This is a genomic window from Cytobacillus sp. FSL R7-0680 (assembly GCF_038009245.1).
In the GTDB taxonomy this organism is placed as follows: Bacteria; Bacillota; Bacilli; order Bacillales; family Cytobacillaceae; genus Cytobacillus; species Cytobacillus kochii.
In genome coordinates, this window is the sequence record NZ_JBBPAO010000001.1 from 709,657 (window position 1) to 727,022 (window position 17,366).

Here is a 17,366-nt window from a genome sequence, read left to right on the forward strand (position 1 = left end):
TAACCACTCCTTCTTAAATCTTAATTATAAATGAAGAAATAAAATTTCACTAATGCTTACATAAATCGACGATAAAGGTTTGCAAATTGAACAAAATTGGTTACAATACTAAGAGAAAATGAGATAAATGAATCTCTTTTCAATAACCTTCTGACTGTAAAGAAAAAATATTGACAAATAATTATATGAAAGCTATAATTACCTTTGTTGCCTTGGGGTGATTTATATGAAATGGACTTTAAGTCAGTTACAGAAATATCGAAGCAAGGACTTCTCTTTTGATGAAATCGTCAATGTTGATGAAGTAATCAAAATGGATGCTGAAATCAGAGATGCATCACCAATGAGAATTACTGGTCGAGCAGATATTGATTCTGAGAAAGTGATTGTCCATTTTAAAATGGAAGGTCATTTGATTCTCCCTTGTTCTCGCACATTAGTTGACGTTAAATATCCAATTAGTGTGGAAACAATTGAAACATTCCTCTTGAAAGCTAGTGATTATGAAACTGAAGAGGAAGTTCATCAAGTGCAAGGTGATGTAATAGACATGATGCCTATTATACATGAACTGCTTGTGCTTGAGGTCCCTATGCAAGTATTCTGCGATGATAGCGGTGAAGAGGGCGCTCCTCAATCAGGAAAAGATTGGGAGGTCATTTCCGAGCAAGAGAAAACGGAAAAGATTGATCCACGTCTTGCTGGACTTGCTCAGCTACTTAATCAAAAGGATTCTTCTGATTCATAACTGGAAGAAAACAGTGAAAGCTGGTCTTAATAATTTTTTCTTCATAGTGTATGTTCAAAATATAGAGAGGTCTTTTCTACTCTATTTTATTAATAGAAGTTAATCCTCAAGTTTGAACGACTCTAAATCTCTATAAGGAGGTGGGAATAATGGCTGTACCTTTTAGAAGAACATCTAAAACTGCAAAAAGACAACGTCGTACCCATTTTAAATTACAGGTTCCTGGTATGGTAGAATGCCCAAATTGTGGTGAAATGAAACTTTCACACCGCGTTTGTAAAGCTTGTGGAACTTACAAAGGAAAAGAAGTTGTAAACAACTAATTTTTCATATGACAAAACGCTGGAGCAATAAAAGCTTCAGCGTTTTTTCTATTGTCAATTTAGCTGGCAAAAGTAGATAGGTTATGCAGTGGAGTATTCTTGAGCACCCGTAATCACCTATTACGCATCTACAACTTGAGAACTAGAGCGAGAAAGAACTGCATTTCGAAGTGGAATCTTATTAGGCTGAATCAGTAGGAATAATGGATTTAAACCCGTCAAACATAAAAATGATAATGAAAAACCAAGGTATAAGCCCAATGGACCTAAATGCTTTGCAAAACGGATTCCTAATTTTTTTAGTTAAATTATACTTTTTAAAGGAGATTTGATGATAATGAGCAGTTATTCAATACATAAAGAAGAAAATTTGCTTGTATTCACGATTACTAGAGAACATAAGAGAAATGCCATTAATTATGAGGTAATGGATGGCCTACTTAAAGTAATTAAAATGACTAAACAAGAAGCAAATATAAAAGGGTTGGTCATCACTGGAGAAGGAGAGAGTGCTTTTTGCTCTGGTGGTGACTTATCCGCTTTTCAAAATTTGATCACTGCAGAAGATGCCTATAACATGCTATCTAAAATGTCAAAGATTTTATATAAGCTCACTACACTCAACAAGCCGACAATTGCCCTTATTAATGGAACTGCAGTAGGTGGTGGTTGTGAACTAGCTACAGCATGTGATTTCCGCATCGCTAAAAAAGGAACGAAAATGGGCTTTATTCAAGGTACTTTAGCCATTACTACAGGTTGGGGCGGAGGTAGCCTATTGTTAGAGAAGTTGGAGAACGAAGTCGCTTTAAAGTTACTGATGGAAGCTAGGCCACTCCCGGCAGAAGACTTGTATAATAAAGGTTTTATTCATGCTATTTATGATCAAGTGAGTATGGAAGTAGTGCAACAATTCTTTGCCAACATTAATAGAATTCATACAAATGTTTTATCTGCCTATAAAGAGATCCTTGTTCGTAAGTGGAAGGTCACACAATTAGAAAAAAGAATGGAAGAAGAAGTTCGCACTTGCTCGACACTTTGGAGTATGGAAAGTCATCATCAAGCGGTAAATAAATTTTTAACAAAAAATAAGTAAATAAAGAAAACGAGTGAATATCCCATGTTTAAGTCTATCTTTTCTAGTATAAGCATAAGATGAAATAAAAACACTACTAGGAGGGGTTAGGGATGTCTTCTACTCGTCAAGATGCGTGGTCACAAGATGAAGATGTTTTGCTAGCTGAAGTCGTTCTTCGCCAGATAAGAGGGGGAGGAACACAACTTCAAGCATTTGAAGAAGTGGGTAAAAAGCTATCAAGAACAGGTGCTGCGTGTGGGTTTCGTTGGAACTCTTATGTAAGAAAGCAATATAAGAAAGCGATAGATGTAGCAAAGAAACAACGGAAAGAATTAAAGAACCGTAAAAAAGACCCAGAACTAACATCATTGGTTGTTGAAGAGGTGGCAAAAGATAAACATGTTTCAACAAGCCACCCGCAATTAAGCTTTAATGAAATTGTAGAGAGCCTTAAATCTGTATTTGAACAAGCGGAAAACGCCAATTCTGCTGAAAAAAACTCATTATCTCAGTATGAGGGGAAAATTATTTCTTTAGAAAAACAAACATTTTATTTAGCTGCTGAAAATGAAAGGTTATTAAAAGAAATACAAACATTGGAGCAGGATTATAAGGCGCTTGTAGAAATAATGGAGAAGGCAAGAAAAATGGTTGTACTAAAAACGGACGATCGCGAAAAGAATGTTCGTGTTTAGTTTCTATCCTACAATTTATTGATACTATTTATACTTAAATTTCCTTATCCATTTTTATTTTAAATTATAAACATAAAAGAGCACTCCATCCTAATGGAGTGCCTATTTATGTTTATTCGTCTTCTTTTAAAGATTCCTTTACCATACCTTCGGGAAACCATAGAACAGGATTTTCCCCTAAATCCCTATCCATATCATATTGGGCTGAAGTGAAGCCCATCTTTTCCCAGAATTCCTTTGACTTAATTCTTGTGTTTGTCTTAATAGGTAGGTTAAAGCTCTTGGCGAAGTTAACAAGTGCTGTTCCATAACCTTTTGATTGATAATCCTTCAATACTTCAAGCTTCCAAAGTTCTAAATAATCATGAGAAGGTTGGAAGTAACGGTCGAATTTAGCTTCTACTTTATAAAGACTCATGCGGGCAACCAGTAGGTCCCCAAAGTAAATGCCATAAAAAGGCGATTGGCTTCCGTTTTCTATTATATTGCCTTCGAGATCCTCGAGCATTGATAATTCTTGAAGACCATATTCTTTAAACTTTTTAAAATCTTCTAAGGTTCTGTAATTTACTTTTAGTCTTTCAACTTTATAGCTCATGATTCATCCCCCTAAAACACCTATGTAATTTATTGAATGCGCTTACTCTATATCATTATATAACAATATTAAGAAAATTTCTTTAGTAAACTGTCATTCTTTTATCATTCAAGACATAAAAATGTATTGTTCAAAAATAAACGTAAGCGTTTTCAATAAAAAAGAAGGAAAAAGAGCGAACCTTGTAGAAATAGGGAATATTGCGATAAATTAATTTTATTTGCATTTGGTTAATGTAACAACGAACGAAGGGAGAATAAATGATTGCAGAAAATTTTAATTGCCAATAGAGGAGAAATTGCCTTAAGAATTATTAAAACTTGTAAAGCACTGGGGATCGAAACGGTAGCAATATACTCAGAGGCAGATGAAGGGATGCCTTTTGTTATTGAGGCAGATCAAGCATTTTTAATTGGACCACCACCGGTCAATCAATCTTATTTAAATGTTGAGAAAATCATTCAAATAGCTTTAGCAGAGAAAGTTGATGCCATTCATCCAGGCTATGGTTTCTTATCGGAAAATGCAGAATTTGCTAGAAGAATTCATGCAGCAGGTATTATCTTTATCGGTCCAAACCCTGACACAATTGAAAAAATGGGAGATAAGATTATATCTAGGCAAACGATGGAAAAAGCGGGTGTACCTATTGTGCCCGGTAGCAATAGTGGTGTTGTAACAGTTGAAGCTGCTCTGGCTTTAGCTGAAACATATGGTTACCCTATTATGCTTAAGGCAAGTGGGGGCGGTGGTGGAATCGGTATGGTGCGCTGTGAAACTGAGCAAGCGCTCAAAAATGCCTTCTCCTCGACAAAATCAAGAGCGAAAGCATATTTTGGCAGTGATGAAGTATTTGTAGAAAAGTGTATAGAGGGTAGTCGTCATATTGAGGTACAAATATTTGGTGATGATAAGGGACAAATTGTTAGCTTATTTGAAAGAGATTGTTCTATTCAAAGAAGGCATCAGAAAGTCATTGAGGAATCGCCTAGCCCTTCTCTTTCAATGAAAACGAGGGATAAGATGCTTGAGACTGCTATTAAAGCAGGAGAGGCAGTAGGTTATAAAAATGCTGGTACCGTTGAATTTATCGTCGATGCGGATGAGAATTTCTACTTCCTTGAAATGAATACACGTCTCCAAGTCGAGCATCCTGTCACAGAACAAATCACCGGGATTGACCTTGTAGAATGGCAAATTGATATTGCTAAAGGAAATGAACTTCCCCTTAAGCAAAGTGAAATCAAATCAGTTGGACATGCGATGGAGTTCCGCCTGTATGCGGAAGACCCCGTTACATTTATGCCTTCACCTGGTACGATTAGTAAACTAAAATGGGGAAACCTTGATGGTATCCGTATTGATTATGGCTATGTTGAAGGTTCTAAAGTAACTCCGTTTTACGATCCAATGATAGCGAAATGTATTATAAATGGCGAGAATCGAGAGGAAACATTACAAAAGGCAGCACAATTTTTTAATGATCTAGAAATTTCTGGTATTAAAACGAATGCTCCGTTGTTTGTAGAAATTTTAGCTGATCAAGATTTTAGTAAAGGTAAATATACAACTGATTTTTTGAAAAATAAATCTTTAATAAAAAAACAGTAATACCATCCAAGGAGGAAAAGAAAATGAAAGAAATCGTAGCAAATATGGCAGGTACAGTTCTTAATGTGTTAGTTGCAAATGGTGATGAAATTACTGCAGGGCAGGAAGTGCTTGTCTTAGAAAGTATGAAAATGGAAATCCCTGTTGAGAGCAATGAAGGCGGTAAAGTAGCTGAATTAAAAGTTAATATCGGTGATTTTGTAAATGAAGGCGATTCTTTATTAGTTTTAGAATAAGGAGAGATAAATCATGACAACGATACAAACATTAACAGACGATTTAAAAGAGAGACGAAAGAAAATTGAAGCAGGTGGTGCACCTAAATACCACGAAAAGCTTGAAGGCCAAAATAAATTATTTGCACGAAAGCGTTTGGAACTATTATTGGATGATGGTTTTTACGAAGAAGATGGTAAGTTTGCTAACTGTAGTGAAGAAGGATTGCCAGCTGATGGAGTCATCACGGGAGTAGGAAAGATTAATGGGCGCACAGTTTGTGTGATGGCGAATGATTCTACTATTAAAGCAGGTTCATGGGGAGCTAGAACAGTTGAAAAGATTATTCGAATTCAAGAAACAGCTGAAAAACTTAAAGCTCCATTGCTTTATTTAGTAGATTCAGCCGGTGCAAGAATAACTGATCAATTAGATATGTTTCCAAACCGTAGAGGTGCTGGGAGAATTTTTCATAATCAAGTAAAACTTTCAGGTGTTGTACCACAAGTTTGTTTACTATTTGGACCATCTGCAGCAGGCGGCGCGTATATTCCCGCATTTTGTGATATTGTCATTATGGTAGACGGGAATGCTTCTATGTATTTAGGATCACCAAGAATGGCGGAAAAAGTGATTGGGGAAAAGGTTTCCTTAGAAGAAATGGGCGGAGCAAGAATGCATTGTTCTGTTAGTGGTTGTGGCGATTACTTAGCATACAGTGAAGAAGAAGCGATTACGGTTGCACAAAACTATTTATCTTATTTTCCGGGGAATTTTCAAGAGTTACCTCCAACTAAAGAACCTGTAGCGCCTAAAGCTGGTAAGTCTTTAGAAGAGATCATTCCTGTGAATCAAAATGCCCCATTTGATATGTATGAATGTATTGAACAACTAGTTGATGAGAATAGTTTTTTTGAAATGAAGAAATTATTCGCTGCTGAACTTATTACTGGAATAGCGAGAATAGATGGAAAGCCAGTCGGGATTATAGCGAATCAGCCAAAGGTTAAGGGTGGCGTTCTTTTTGTTGACTCGGCTGATAAAGCAGCAAAGTTTATCTCACTATGTGATGCTTATCATATTCCGTTGTTATTTCTAGCGGATGTTCCAGGGTTTATGATTGGCACAAAAGTAGAAAAAGCAGGTATTATTAGACATGGTGCGAAGTTAATTGCTGCAATGAGTTCCGCGACAGTACCGAAGATTTCAGTTATTGTCAGGAAAGCTTACGGTGCGGGATTGTATGCGATGGCGGGACCTGCTTTTGAACCGGATTGCTGTATTGCCTTACCAACTGCTCAAATAGCCGTTATGGGACCTGAGGCTGCAGTTAATGCTGTTTATTCTAATAAGATTAATGAAATTGAAGATATGAAAGAGCGCATTGCGTATGTACAAGAAAAACAAAAAGAATATAAGGAAACAATTGATATTTATAAATTGGCATCGGAACTCATTATAGATGATATTATCGCTCCAGGCGAGCTTAGAAGTGCCCTTATTAACCGCTTTGAGTTATACGCAACAAAAGATATACCAATCGTTTCTAGAAAACACCCAGTAAATCCAGTTTAAAGACCCTACCCTGACCTTTCTTAGGAGAGTAATCAGGGTTTTTTCTTTTATAGATATTTATTGATTGAATTTCTGGAAATGTACAATCTACCAATTGATCTTATCGGTGCTAATGTTTAAGTTTTGCTTTCTCAGTTGATTGATAAACTCAGTTTTGTTTTTAGGTGAAATGGCAATTGTTTTGAACTTCCCATAATTAATTTCAAGTTTATCAATAGACAAAGCAGGATCTGTAAACGGGTTTTTCGTTTCCGTAACGCTGTGTATTTCAGCTAACTTGATTGTCCACCTAAAAGGGCCATATTGAATAGTAAGAACATCGCTTTTAATTGTATACCCTGTCTTAAACCAAATCCACAGCAGACATAATCCAATGAGCGATAAAGTAGAGATTTTTATCCATTGTTTATCTAGGAACGATGGGCTTATCCAAACACCGAAGTTTGGAAAGAAGATGGGTGGAATAATAAAAAACAATGCACATAACCAATAGATTATTGACAACCATAAATCTTTCTTTGATGGAAAATACATATCATCATTTCCTTTCGTTATTATGCATACGCTTTTCTTGTTTAATCGGTTTCGTAAATGTTGAAAAATTCACAAGTATGTTCGTATTACCTCATATCATTATTTATTTTAAAAGTGAAACGAATGTACTCTTTTAGATCTATATTGTTTATTTGCATGTAGAATTTTTAGTAATAATTATGTTATACCTAGTCAAACAAAAAAGAAAAATAGATGAAACTTTCAAGAAAAAAAGAATCGTCTCACCTTTCAATAGCGAAATTTGCTAAAATGAGACTAAATACATTGTGAGTGAAGTGATAATGATGAAAATTGGGATTATTGGTGGAGGTTCTATCGGACTATTATATGCCTTCTATTTAAATAAACAACATGAGGTTACTCTTTATGTGCGTTCAGATGAGCAAAAGGACATTATCTCCTTAGAAGGTATCTTTTTAAATACGAAAGAAAATCGGAGGAATGAACGTATTCATGTTGAATATATACATAATTGGAAAGGGCAAGATGAGATTACCTTTGTTGCTGTAAAAGAATATCACCTTGACACACTCCTTGCCACTCTTAGCATACATACAAAAACGTTATTTATCTTCCTGCAAAATGGTATGGGTCATTTAGAAAAGCTCGAACGGTTAAAAAATCAACAAGTCTATATTGGTACAGTTGAACATGGTGCACTAAAGGTAAATAAAAATGAAGTGAATCATACGGGGTTAGGAGTAACAAAGCTTGCTCCTTTAACGGAAAATGCTGAACCCATCCAACTTTCAAATGTAATGGCTAATAGCGAAGATTTTCCATTCATGCTTTATCAGAACTATGAGGACATCATGCTGAAAAAATTAGTTGCAAATGCTGTGATTAACCCTTTAACAGCCATTTTAAAGATTCGAAATGGTTTACTAATTGAAGACCCATCTTATTTTAAAGTATTTAAAATCTTATTTACAGAAGTAACAGCTGCGCTTTCAATTAAAGATAGTCAAGAGATCGAAGCATATGTTGTATCAATTTGTAGGAAGACTGCTCATAATCAATCATCTATGTTTAAAGATATTGTTGAAGGCAGGAAAACAGAAGTTGATGCAATTGTTGGTTACTGTCTTACCCAAGCAAATAAAAATCAAGAAAGTGTACCATTATTAACATCTTGTTATTTTATGATCAAGGGGATGGAGAAAAAGGGGGAGAAAGATTGAGTGTATTTTTATCCTCGATGATTGCGACATTTATTACTATACCATTTCTAGGGTATTTACTCGTTTTTATCATTTGTAAACAAGTGACGAAAAAGCATAAGAAATCTGTACATCTAGCTCTTGATTTTAGCACATTGCTGCTCATTCTCTCTGTCCATTTTATGATTGCTTCAATTTGGAATCGCTCATACATTTGGTTGATTTTTCTTTTCCTTATTAGTACTGCTATACTTTATCTATTGTATTATTGGCGGGTTAAGCAAGAAATAGATTACGGTAAATTGTTCAAAGGATATTGGCGCATTAATTTTTTGTTTTTTCTCACTGCTTACTGTGTTTTAATAGCAATTGGTATTTTTAACAGAATTAGTCATTTGATGTTTTAAAAAAGACTCTTTAGTTGGCTAAGGAAATATATTATCATTATGAATGATGAAATCAAAAGAAGTTAAAATCTAGCCCATCATAAGCAAAGTTTTTTTCTTTTCTTTTCTGACAATGCTATACTCATAAAGATACTTGGAAAATGTGTTTAGAAAGGAAGTTCATAGATGGAGATTTTGCATCTCACAATACCGGCCACTAATCGGTTTGCAACAGAGTATACTGCTCAAGATGAGAAAATTCAGCCATACTTCCACTACCGTTATAATCATATTAGTGATTTAAAGAGACGTATAGAAGAACTTGGTCAGAGAAATTTTTCACGAGATAAGCTAGTAAGTCATATAAGTGATTTCATGAATGGCTTTCCAACATCTGAGAAGGTACAAGAATCTCTTAAAAAGCTAAATGATGATAAAAGTGTAGTTGTTATTGGAGGGCAGCAGGCAGGTATAATGACTGGACCTCTTTATTCCATACATAAAGTCATTTCTATCATTGCCTTTGCTAAGGAAAAAGAGCGGGAATTAAATATTCCTGTTGTACCTGTTTTTTGGATTGCTGGTGAGGATCATGATTATCAAGAGGTAAACCATATTTATCGTTATGAAAACAACCAAATGAAAAAGCTGGTTTATCCAGAATCACCGAATGATAAAAAGATGGTATCAAATATCGCTATTGATTCAGATGTTTGTATCAAGTGGGTTGACGACATCATTGAGTCATTTGGTGAAACCGCATTTACAAAAGATATTATGTCATTCATTCATAAGGCTATAGAACAATCGAAAACATATGTAGACATATTTGCTCATTTAATTATGGGGATGTTTAAAGAACATGGTCTTTTATTGGTTGATTCAGGTAATGCGCAATTAAGACAATTGGAAAAGGGCATATTAGCTGAGCAAATCAAAGCTGCGACAAAAATGACAACAGCTGTGCTTGAAAATCAACAGAGATTACAAGCTGATGGTTATGCAAAAATGCTAGAAATTAGTGAAAATGCTGCTAATCTCTTCTATTATGATGAAGTTTTTAAAGAGAGAATCCTACTTGATTACAATCATCAAACCCAATGTTTTGTGAATACAGATGCTAAAATAAGCTTCACATTAGAAGAAATGTTAACGATGGCTGAAACAACACCCGAGAAACTGAGTAATAATGTTGTTACAAGACCTTTAACACAGGAATTACTTTTCCCCACATTAGCGTTTATTGCTGGACCAGGGGAAATCGCGTACTGGGCTGAACTGCAAAAAGTGTTTGAGCAGTTCTCTTTAAAAATGCCGCCACTTGTTCCGCGCTTGAATTTTACGATTTTAGAGAGAGCAATTGAATCGGAAATGACAGAGCTTGGATTACAATTAGAAGACGTATTAATGTATGGTACTGAAGAACGAAAGAATCAATTTCTTCAATCAGTCCAAAGTAAAGAACGAGATGAAATCTTAAGCGAATTACAAGCGAAAATTGAAGAATCTTACAAACAGTTGTTAGCTTATACTTCAGAGAAAGAAAAGGGTATGTACCCACTCGTAGAAAAAAATCAAGCACTTGTACAAAAGCAAATTGCATTTATACAAACTAAATTTAAACAATCGACTGAGCAAAAATATACAAAAATACTCTCGAAATTTGATCGTATCCAATCTTCCGTAAAACCAGACGGTATCCCACAAGAAAGGGTTTGGAATGGACTTTATTTTATCAATAAGTATGGTTTATCATTCTTCTCCCGGATTCTCGATCATGAACTACCTTTTGATGGTACGCATAAAGTGATGAAGGTATAAAGCAAAAGACTTAAATACTTCTCAATATTAGAGGAGGATTTAAGTCTTTTTTTGTGCACAAAGTAAAATAATAGGCACATAAAAGGGGGAGAGGTTTAGGCTAGCCAAACGACAAGGGAAGATTTTGTAGTTGTCCGTAAGAATATGTCTTTGTCGATTTTTAAAATGTGTGACTAACGAATCTTCTTCTTTTGACAATTCTCTTTCAGCTTAATTCAAAATGAAATGGATAAGGTAAAAAAAGCAAATATTTTTGTAAAAAGATAGCGAAAGAAAAATATTTGAAAAATAAAAAAACAGCAGGAATTTATTGGACGTGAGCGAATCATTTAAAATAGTGGAGGAAAGTGGGGGAATGTGGTACATTTGTGTTAGAAAGTGGGTGAAGCGGGTATGTTTATGGGAGAATACCATCATAATGTTGATACAAAGGGCCGCTTAATCGTACCTGCTAAATTTCGTGAGAACTTAGGAGAGACATTTGTATTAACACGAGGTTTGGATCAATGTTTATTTGGTTATCCCTTAACAGAATGGAAAGAGCTTGAAGAGAAACTTAAAGCTTTACCCATGACAAAAAAGGACGCCCGCGCTTTTACCCGATTTTTCTTCTCGGGTGCAACAGAATGTGAAATTGACAAACAAGGACGAGTAAATATCGCTTCCCCACTAATGCAATATGCAAAATTAGATAAAGAATGTGTCGTATTAGGTGTTTCCAACCGAATTGAGATTTGGAGTAGAAGCCTTTGGGAAGAATATTTTGCAGAGTCAGAAGAATCTTTTGCTGAAATTGCAGAAAATATGATTGGCTTTGATATTTAAACAAGGCCTAACCCGAATGAATACATAAGGGGACTTTTACACACAATTACAGGTTGGGAAGGATGAGCAACAATGTTTAATCATACAACAGTACTTTTAAAAGAGACCGTAGATGGACTAAATGTGAAAAAAAATGGGATATACGTGGATTGTACTTTAGGTGGAGCTGGGCATAGTGAATATTTATTATCACAGCTCTCAAGTGAAGGAAGATTATTCTCTTTTGACCAAGATGAAACGGCAATTGAGAATGCGAAGGAGAAACTTGCTAAGTACAGTGGGCAAGTGACACTGGTAAAAAGTAATTTTAGTCATTTAAAGGAAGAATTGAATGCAAGAGGGATTTCTGAAGTGGATGGTATTTTGTATGACCTAGGTGTTTCATCTCCTCAATTGGATACACCGGAAAGAGGTTTTAGTTATCATCATGACGCTCCGCTCGATATGAGAATGGATAAGCAAGCGGAGGTTTCAGCCTATGATGTTGTCAACCATTGGTCATATAACGAACTTGTGAAAATCTTTTTTAAATATGGTGAAGAAAAATTTTCTAAACAAATTGCAAGAAAAATTGAGTTAGCAAGAGAAAAAGCGCCGATAAAAACAACAGGTGAATTAGTAGATTTGATCAAGGAAGGCATACCTGCCCCAGCTAGAAGAAAAGGGGGTCATCCAGCTAAGCGGATTTTCCAAGCGATACGCATTGCTGTTAATGATGAATTAGGGGTATTCGAGCAGTCATTAGAGCAAGCGATGGGCTTGCTAAAAAGTGGTGGGAGAGTGAGTGTTATTACATTCCACTCGTTAGAGGATCGTATTTGTAAAGCGGCTTTTAAAGAGGCCAGCTCAACACCAGATCTACCACCGGGACTGCCGGTTATTCCTGATGAATATCAACCTAAGATGAAATTAGTGAACAGAAAACCTATTATTCCATCTGAAGAGGAGTTATCCCATAATAATCGATCTCGTTCAGCTAAACTCAGGATTATAGAAAAAATATAAAATAAAAGATACACACTCAGGAGGGGAAATATGGAGAATGTAGCTCGTAAACTACAGCAAGAACAACATGTATCTAATCAGCCGGCTCAAGCGCCAAAAAAGAAAATAAAAGATCGTAAATCATTGCTCTCGCCTGGAGAAAAAATAATGGGTATCGTATTTGCGGGTGCAGTTTTCTTTGGCGCCACAACAATTATTTCAAATCAAGCAGGTTTATATGAAGTAAATGCGGAAATTCAAGACACGCAAAAAGCAATCACTGAACAACAGAGTGTGAATAGTGATTTAAAAATGCAAATCGAGGAATTAAGTCGTCCAGACCGTGTAAAACAAGCAGCTGAAAAATCTGGCTTTGAAATGAATGAATCTCCTAAGGTTGTTGGTGGTGAGTAATGTATAAGAAGCAAAGAAATATGAATGTTGGAGCAGCGATATTGTTTATGATATTCAGTCTGCTCTTTTTTGTCTTGCTTTTCCGGTTTATCTCTATTCAAGTGTCTGGTGAAGCGGGTGGTAAAGTCATTGCTGCACAAGCTGAACAGTTGTACCAAGGTTCAACAACCATTGAATCTAAACGTGGGACAATTTACGATCGTAATGGCAATGTCATTGCTGAGGATAGTACAGCTTACACTTTAGTTGCCGTCTTATCAGAAAAAATGACCAAGAATAAAGATAATCCGAAACATGTGGTTGAACCAGATGAGACGGCAAAGCAATTAGCTGAAGTCATTGATATGGAAGAGTCTGAAATCTACGAAAGATTAACAATCAATGAGAGGCGAGGCAAGGATGAACAGTTATTCCAAGTGGAATTCGGCCGTGCAGGTCAAAAATTAACAGTTAGTCAAAAGAAGAAAATAGAAGAGTTAGAGTTGCCAGGTATTGTTTTTCAACCGCAAACCATCCGTTTTTACCCTAATGGAACTTTTGCCTCGCATCTTATCGGGTATGTTGATTCCGTAGAAGGTGAAGATGGAAAACTCGAAGACAAAGGAATTATGGGCTTAGAGAAGAGCTTGAATGATTTAATGTTAGGGGAAGATGGCAAGTTTTCTTATGAAAAAGATATTTGGGGATACTTATTACCAAATGGTGAAGAAGTCGTAGAAAAAGCAGAAGACGGAAATGATGTATATTTAACAATAGATAATAAAATTCAAATCTTTTTAGAAGAAGCAATGAGCAAAGTAAGTGAAAAGTATGACCCAGAAAAGATGGTCGCCGTTGTCGCTGACCCGAAAACAGGCGAAATTCTTGCGATGAGCCAACGACCTACATTTAATCCAGAAACACGGGAAGGCATTGACCAAACATGGCGTAATCTCGCTATTGAGGATTCGTTTGAACCAGGTTCAACAATGAAAGCTTTTACGTTAGCAGCGGCAATTGAGGAAGGGGTATTTACACCTAATGCAACCTTCGAATCTGGTACGTATAAAGTTACGGAAAAATCTCCACCAGTAAGAGACCATAATAATGGACAAGGATGGGGTTCAATTACGTATTTAGAAGGCATTCAACGTTCTTCTAATGTAGCGATAGCGAAAATGGTAAAAGATCAACTAGGCTATGAAACATATCGAGAATACTTGACGAAATTTGGTTTTGAAGAACCAACCGGAATTGATTTACCTAATGAAGCTGGAGGGAAAATCGTTTACGAATGGCCATTTGAAAAAGTAACAACGGCTTATGGTCAAGGAACCGCTATTACACCCATTCAACAAATACAAGCGGCGACTGCTATTGCTAGTAATGGGTCTATGAAGCAGCCTCATGTAATAAGTGAAATAATTAACCCAAACAATGATAAAGTGGTAAAAGAAGCAAAAGAAGAGATTAAGGGTCAACCGATTTCTGAGAATACAGCCAAGGAAGTTAGAAAGGTATTGGAAACGGTTGTCTCTTCTGAGAATGGGACAGGCCATAACCATTATCAAATTGATGGCTACAAAGTAGCTGGTAAAACAGGAACAGCACAAATACCCAAAGAGGGTGGTGGCTATATTACAGGGCGAGAAAATTATGTGTTCTCCTTTTTAGGAATGGCACCTGCTGAAGACCCTGAATTACTAGTATATGTGGCTGTTCAGCAACCGGAGCTCGAAAATACAGAAACAGGCAGCGATCCTGTTTCAGAAATTTTTAAACCGGTTATGAAGAATAGCTTAAGTTATTTAAGTATTGAACCTACTGACTACGATAAACTTCAAGTGAGTAAAGGATTGAATTTTGAAGGAAAATCTGTTGAAGAAGCGAAGAAGTCATTGGAGAAAAATGGTATGCAGCCAATTATTATCGGTGAGGGTAAAAAGGTTGTAGAACAATCACCAGGCGCTACAGAAAGTGTGTTAGAAGGTGAAAAGGTTATTCTTAAAACGGATGGGAAGCTTACTGTTCCAGACTTAACTGGTTGGTCGATGAGAGATGTGATGAAGTTCGTTAAGCTATCTAATCTTAAGCTTAACAGTGTGGGCAACGGTTTTGCTGTCAAGCAAAATCTAGCTCCAGGAAGCGCTATAAAAGAGAATGAATACTTAATCGTAGATTTTCAACAAAGTGGAAAGAAAACCTCTACTAATGAGGGAGAAGAACTGAAAGATGATAAAAGTGCGAGCGAACAGTAGAAGTTAAAGACGAGCTTCTGTTCTAAAAATAATGTACAAGCATAAAATGGAACGAGCCAGATAAAAAAGGAGGGTTCGTTCCATTTATGCGTGTATCTAATGTAACCGTTCGAAAAAGATTAATTGCTGCATTATTTATTGGGTTATTTGTTTTTTTAATTATTGATGTTCGCTTGGGCTATGTCCAATTTTTTATAGGAAATGTTCTCACAGATGGAGCCAAAGAATTATGGAGTAGGAATATCCCTTTTGAGCCTGAAAGAGGGGAAATTGTTGATCGGAACGGAGTCGCTTTAGCAACCAATGTAAGTGCTCCAACGGTTTACGTCGTCCCGAGACAAATTACCGAGCCTGACGATGCTGCTGAAAAGTTAGCCGCTACGCTTAATTTATCTAAAGAAAAAGTATTTGAAGAAATTACAGAGAAACAATCGAGTGTAAGAATTACTGGTGGCAGAAAAATCACCCATGAAAAAGCAAAAGAAGTAAGGTCATTAAATATAGATGGTGTATATATCGGTGAGGATTCTAAAAGGCATTATCCGTTTGGTGATTATCTATCCCATGTGCTCGGTTTTGCTGGCGTTGATAATCAAGGGTTGATGGGTCTAGAATTATACTACGATAAAGAACTAAGTGGAGAAAAAGGATCGGTTAAGTTTTATGCAAATGCAAAAGGACAGAGAATGAATGATATGGCTGATGATTATCAAGCACCCGTTGACGGTGATACATTAAAGTTAACTGTTGATACAAAAGTACAAACAATTATTGAAAGAGAACTTGACAATGCAGAGGCTAAGTATAATCCAGATGGATTAATAGCGATTGCGATGGATCCGAATACAGGAGAAATTCTCGGAATGTCTAGTAGACCGACATTTGATCCTGCAAATTTTCGTAATGTATCTGCAGATGTGTATAATCGTAATTTACCTATTTGGAGCTCCTACGAACCAGGATCAACTTTTAAAATTATTACATTGGCAGCCGCATTGGAAGAGGGGAAAGTTGATCTAGATCATGATCATTTTCACGATCCAGGTTATGTAGAAGTAGGCGGAGCCAAGCTTCGCTGTTGGAAAAAAGGTGGACATGGTTCACAAACCTATTTAGAAGTGGTACAAAATTCTTGTAACCCAGGTTTTGTTAATCTTGGTGAACGGTTAGGAAAAGACACTTTATTTAAATATATTCATGATTTTGGTTTTGGAGAAAAAACGGGGATTGACTTACAAGGGGAATCTACAGGAATACTATTTAACTTAGATAAAGTAGGACCAGTAGAGCAAGCGACAACGGCATTTGGTCAAGGGGTATCAGTCACACCCATTCAGCAAGTTGCCGCCATTTCTGCAGCTATAAACGGTGGAACATTGTATACACCATATATTGCTAAAGAAATCGTGGATTCTAAAACAGGCGATGTCCTAAAACAAGTCACACCTGAAGCGAAACGAAAGGTAATATCAAAAGAGACATCAACTGAGATTCGCAGAGCATTAGAAACCGTAGTTGCTCAAGGGTCAGGTAAGAATGCATTTGTTGAAGGGTATAGAGTAGGAGGTAAGACAGGAACAGCCCAGAAGGCTCAAGGTGGTAAATATCTAGAAAACAACCATATTGTTTCCTTTATTGGCTTTGCACCAGCTGACGACCCTGAGATTGTCGTTTATACAGCTGTTGATAATCCGAAAGGCACGGTCCAATTTGGTGGTGTTGTAGCTGCTCCGATTGTTGGTAACATTATTGGTGATAGCTTACGAGCTATGGGAGTTGAACCTAGGAAAGATCAAGTAGAAAAAGAGTATGCTTGGCCAGATACACCGCTTTTAGAAGTACCTGATTTAGTAGGTATAACAAAATTGGAGTTAGGTGAGATGATGATTAACCTTCAAATTGAAGCTAGTGGACAAGGAGATACAGTTGTAAAACAATCGCCTCTTCCTGGTACAAAAATCAAAGAAGGTTCCACCATACGCCTCTATTTCAACGATGAACAGCATGATGACACTGAGGAAGGCGGCGATTAAAAGCCGCCTTTTTCTAAGTTTATGATTATAATCAATCAGCATATGTAACAAAGGAGCTAGAGGTTGAGTCCAATAATTAGTAGGGTTTAAATAGCGTATAATGG

At 36.3% G+C, this 17,366-nt stretch carries 17 protein-coding genes; 15 read left to right on the forward strand and 2 right to left on the reverse strand.

The window, feature by feature from the left end:
* Positions 1–226: 226 nt before the first annotated feature.
* From MKY26_RS03715 to MKY26_RS03730, 4 genes are all read left to right on the forward strand, one after another.
* Positions 227–748 (forward strand): YceD family protein, encoded by a 522-nt coding sequence (locus tag MKY26_RS03715; protein ID WP_095369632.1) that lies wholly within the window; start codon positions 227–229, stop codon positions 746–748.
* Positions 749–897: 149 nt separating this feature from the next.
* Entirely contained in the window at positions 898–1,071 is a 174-nt protein-coding gene (rpmF, locus tag MKY26_RS03720) for a 50S ribosomal protein L32 (RefSeq protein WP_095369631.1), read from the forward strand.
* A gap of 337 nt (positions 1,072–1,408) precedes the next feature.
* Positions 1,409–2,170, forward strand: coding sequence for an enoyl-CoA hydratase/isomerase family protein (locus MKY26_RS03725; RefSeq protein WP_307314590.1), 762 nt, complete (start codon positions 1,409–1,411; stop codon positions 2,168–2,170).
* Positions 2,171–2,262: 92 nt separating this feature from the next.
* Entirely contained in the window at positions 2,263–2,847 is a 585-nt protein-coding gene (locus MKY26_RS03730) for an RsfA family transcriptional regulator (protein ID WP_095369629.1), read from the forward strand.
* 112 nt (positions 2,848–2,959) lie between these two features.
* On the opposite strand, the gene MKY26_RS03735 is transcribed toward MKY26_RS03730, so the two are convergent.
* On the reverse strand, positions 2,960–3,445 hold the full coding sequence (locus MKY26_RS03735; protein ID WP_095369628.1) for an N-acetyltransferase: 486 nt from the start codon (positions 3,443–3,445) through the stop codon (positions 2,960–2,962).
* Between the two features lie 264 nt (positions 3,446–3,709).
* Between MKY26_RS03735 and MKY26_RS03740 the strand changes: the two genes are divergently transcribed.
* The 3 genes from MKY26_RS03740 to MKY26_RS03750 are packed head-to-tail and all read left to right on the forward strand — an operon-like array spanning position 3,710 to position 6,847.
* A complete protein-coding gene (locus MKY26_RS03740; protein ID WP_095369627.1) occupies positions 3,710–5,056 on the forward strand; it encodes an acetyl-CoA carboxylase biotin carboxylase subunit in 1,347 nt (448 codons plus the stop codon).
* Positions 5,057–5,079: 23 nt separating this feature from the next.
* Positions 5,080–5,292 (forward strand): biotin/lipoyl-binding carrier protein, encoded by a 213-nt coding sequence (locus MKY26_RS03745; RefSeq protein WP_095369626.1) that lies wholly within the window; start codon positions 5,080–5,082, stop codon positions 5,290–5,292.
* A 13-nt stretch (positions 5,293–5,305) separates the two neighbouring features.
* Positions 5,306–6,847 carry an acyl-CoA carboxylase subunit beta gene (locus MKY26_RS03750; RefSeq protein ID WP_341092134.1) on the forward strand — a complete coding sequence of 514 codons (1,542 nt, stop codon included), beginning with the start codon at positions 5,306–5,308 and terminating at the stop codon, positions 6,845–6,847.
* 87 nt (positions 6,848–6,934) lie between these two features.
* Here the strand turns inward: MKY26_RS03750 and MKY26_RS03755 are convergent, their stop codons facing one another.
* Positions 6,935–7,381, reverse strand: a complete 447-nt coding sequence (locus MKY26_RS03755; protein WP_095369625.1) for a PH domain-containing protein — start codon at positions 7,379–7,381, stop codon at positions 6,935–6,937.
* 287 nt (positions 7,382–7,668) lie between these two features.
* Here MKY26_RS03755 and MKY26_RS03760 point away from each other — a divergent pair, with 287 nt between their 5' ends.
* The 8 genes from MKY26_RS03760 (at position 7,669) to MKY26_RS03795 (ending at position 17,262) form a co-directional block, all read left to right on the forward strand.
* Complete coding sequence (locus tag MKY26_RS03760) at positions 7,669–8,583, forward strand: 2-dehydropantoate 2-reductase (RefSeq protein ID WP_341055233.1); 915 nt, start codon at positions 7,669–7,671, stop codon at positions 8,581–8,583.
* Positions 8,580–8,969 carry a DUF3397 domain-containing protein gene (locus MKY26_RS03765; protein WP_095369623.1) on the forward strand — a complete coding sequence of 130 codons (390 nt, stop codon included), beginning with the start codon at positions 8,580–8,582 and terminating at the stop codon, positions 8,967–8,969. The genes MKY26_RS03760 and MKY26_RS03765 overlap by 4 nt, the downstream gene beginning before the upstream one ends.
* A 165-nt stretch (positions 8,970–9,134) precedes the next feature.
* The gene (gene bshC, locus MKY26_RS03770; protein ID WP_341092138.1) at positions 9,135–10,769 is read left to right on the forward strand and encodes a bacillithiol biosynthesis cysteine-adding enzyme BshC; all 1,635 of its coding nucleotides are present in this window, start codon (positions 9,135–9,137) and stop codon (positions 10,767–10,769) included.
* A 393-nt stretch (positions 10,770–11,162) separates the two neighbouring features.
* On the forward strand, positions 11,163–11,594 hold the full coding sequence (mraZ, locus tag MKY26_RS03775; RefSeq protein ID WP_095373480.1) for a division/cell wall cluster transcriptional repressor MraZ: 432 nt from the start codon (positions 11,163–11,165) through the stop codon (positions 11,592–11,594).
* A 72-nt stretch (positions 11,595–11,666) separates the two neighbouring features.
* A complete protein-coding gene (gene rsmH, locus MKY26_RS03780) occupies positions 11,667–12,599 on the forward strand; it encodes a 16S rRNA (cytosine(1402)-N(4))-methyltransferase RsmH (protein ID WP_341092141.1) in 933 nt (310 codons plus the stop codon).
* A gap of 30 nt (positions 12,600–12,629) precedes the next feature.
* Entirely contained in the window at positions 12,630–12,992 is a 363-nt protein-coding gene (gene ftsL / locus MKY26_RS03785) for a cell division protein FtsL (RefSeq protein WP_095369620.1), read from the forward strand.
* Entirely contained in the window at positions 12,992–15,229 is a 2,238-nt protein-coding gene (locus MKY26_RS03790) for a penicillin-binding protein (protein ID WP_095369619.1), read from the forward strand. Before ftsL ends, MKY26_RS03790 begins: the two co-directional genes overlap by 1 nt.
* 86 nt (positions 15,230–15,315) lie before the next feature.
* On the forward strand, positions 15,316–17,262 hold the full coding sequence (locus MKY26_RS03795; RefSeq protein ID WP_095369618.1) for a stage V sporulation protein D: 1,947 nt from the start codon (positions 15,316–15,318) through the stop codon (positions 17,260–17,262).
* The last annotated feature ends 104 nt before the right edge of the window (positions 17,263–17,366 follow it).

Bases quoted from the DNA above. Each gene is read 5' to 3' on its own strand.
- MKY26_RS03715 (WP_095369632.1), top strand. From the start codon at position 227: ATGAAATGGACTTTAAGTCAGTTACAGAAATATCGAAGCAAGGACTTC.
- rpmF (WP_095369631.1), top strand. From the start codon at position 898: ATGGCTGTACCTTTTAGAAGAACATCTAAAACTGCAAAAAGACAACGT.
- MKY26_RS03725 (WP_307314590.1), top strand. From the start codon at position 1,409: ATGAGCAGTTATTCAATACATAAAGAAGAAAATTTGCTTGTATTCACG.
- MKY26_RS03730 (WP_095369629.1), top strand. From the start codon at position 2,263: ATGTCTTCTACTCGTCAAGATGCGTGGTCACAAGATGAAGATGTTTTG.
- MKY26_RS03735 (WP_095369628.1), bottom strand. From the start codon at position 3,445: ATGAGCTATAAAGTTGAAAGACTAAAAGTAAATTACAGAACCTTAGAA.
- MKY26_RS03745 (WP_095369626.1), top strand. From the start codon at position 5,080: ATGAAAGAAATCGTAGCAAATATGGCAGGTACAGTTCTTAATGTGTTA.
- MKY26_RS03750 (WP_341092134.1), top strand. From the start codon at position 5,306: ATGACAACGATACAAACATTAACAGACGATTTAAAAGAGAGACGAAAG.
- MKY26_RS03755 (WP_095369625.1), bottom strand. From the start codon at position 7,381: ATGTATTTTCCATCAAAGAAAGATTTATGGTTGTCAATAATCTATTGG.
- bshC (WP_341092138.1), top strand. From the start codon at position 9,135: ATGGAGATTTTGCATCTCACAATACCGGCCACTAATCGGTTTGCAACA.
- mraZ (WP_095373480.1), top strand. From the start codon at position 11,163: ATGTTTATGGGAGAATACCATCATAATGTTGATACAAAGGGCCGCTTA.
- rsmH (WP_341092141.1), top strand. From the start codon at position 11,667: ATGTTTAATCATACAACAGTACTTTTAAAAGAGACCGTAGATGGACTA.
- ftsL (WP_095369620.1), top strand. From the start codon at position 12,630: ATGGAGAATGTAGCTCGTAAACTACAGCAAGAACAACATGTATCTAAT.
- MKY26_RS03790 (WP_095369619.1), top strand. From the start codon at position 12,992: ATGTATAAGAAGCAAAGAAATATGAATGTTGGAGCAGCGATATTGTTT.
- MKY26_RS03795 (WP_095369618.1), top strand. From the start codon at position 15,316: ATGCGTGTATCTAATGTAACCGTTCGAAAAAGATTAATTGCTGCATTA.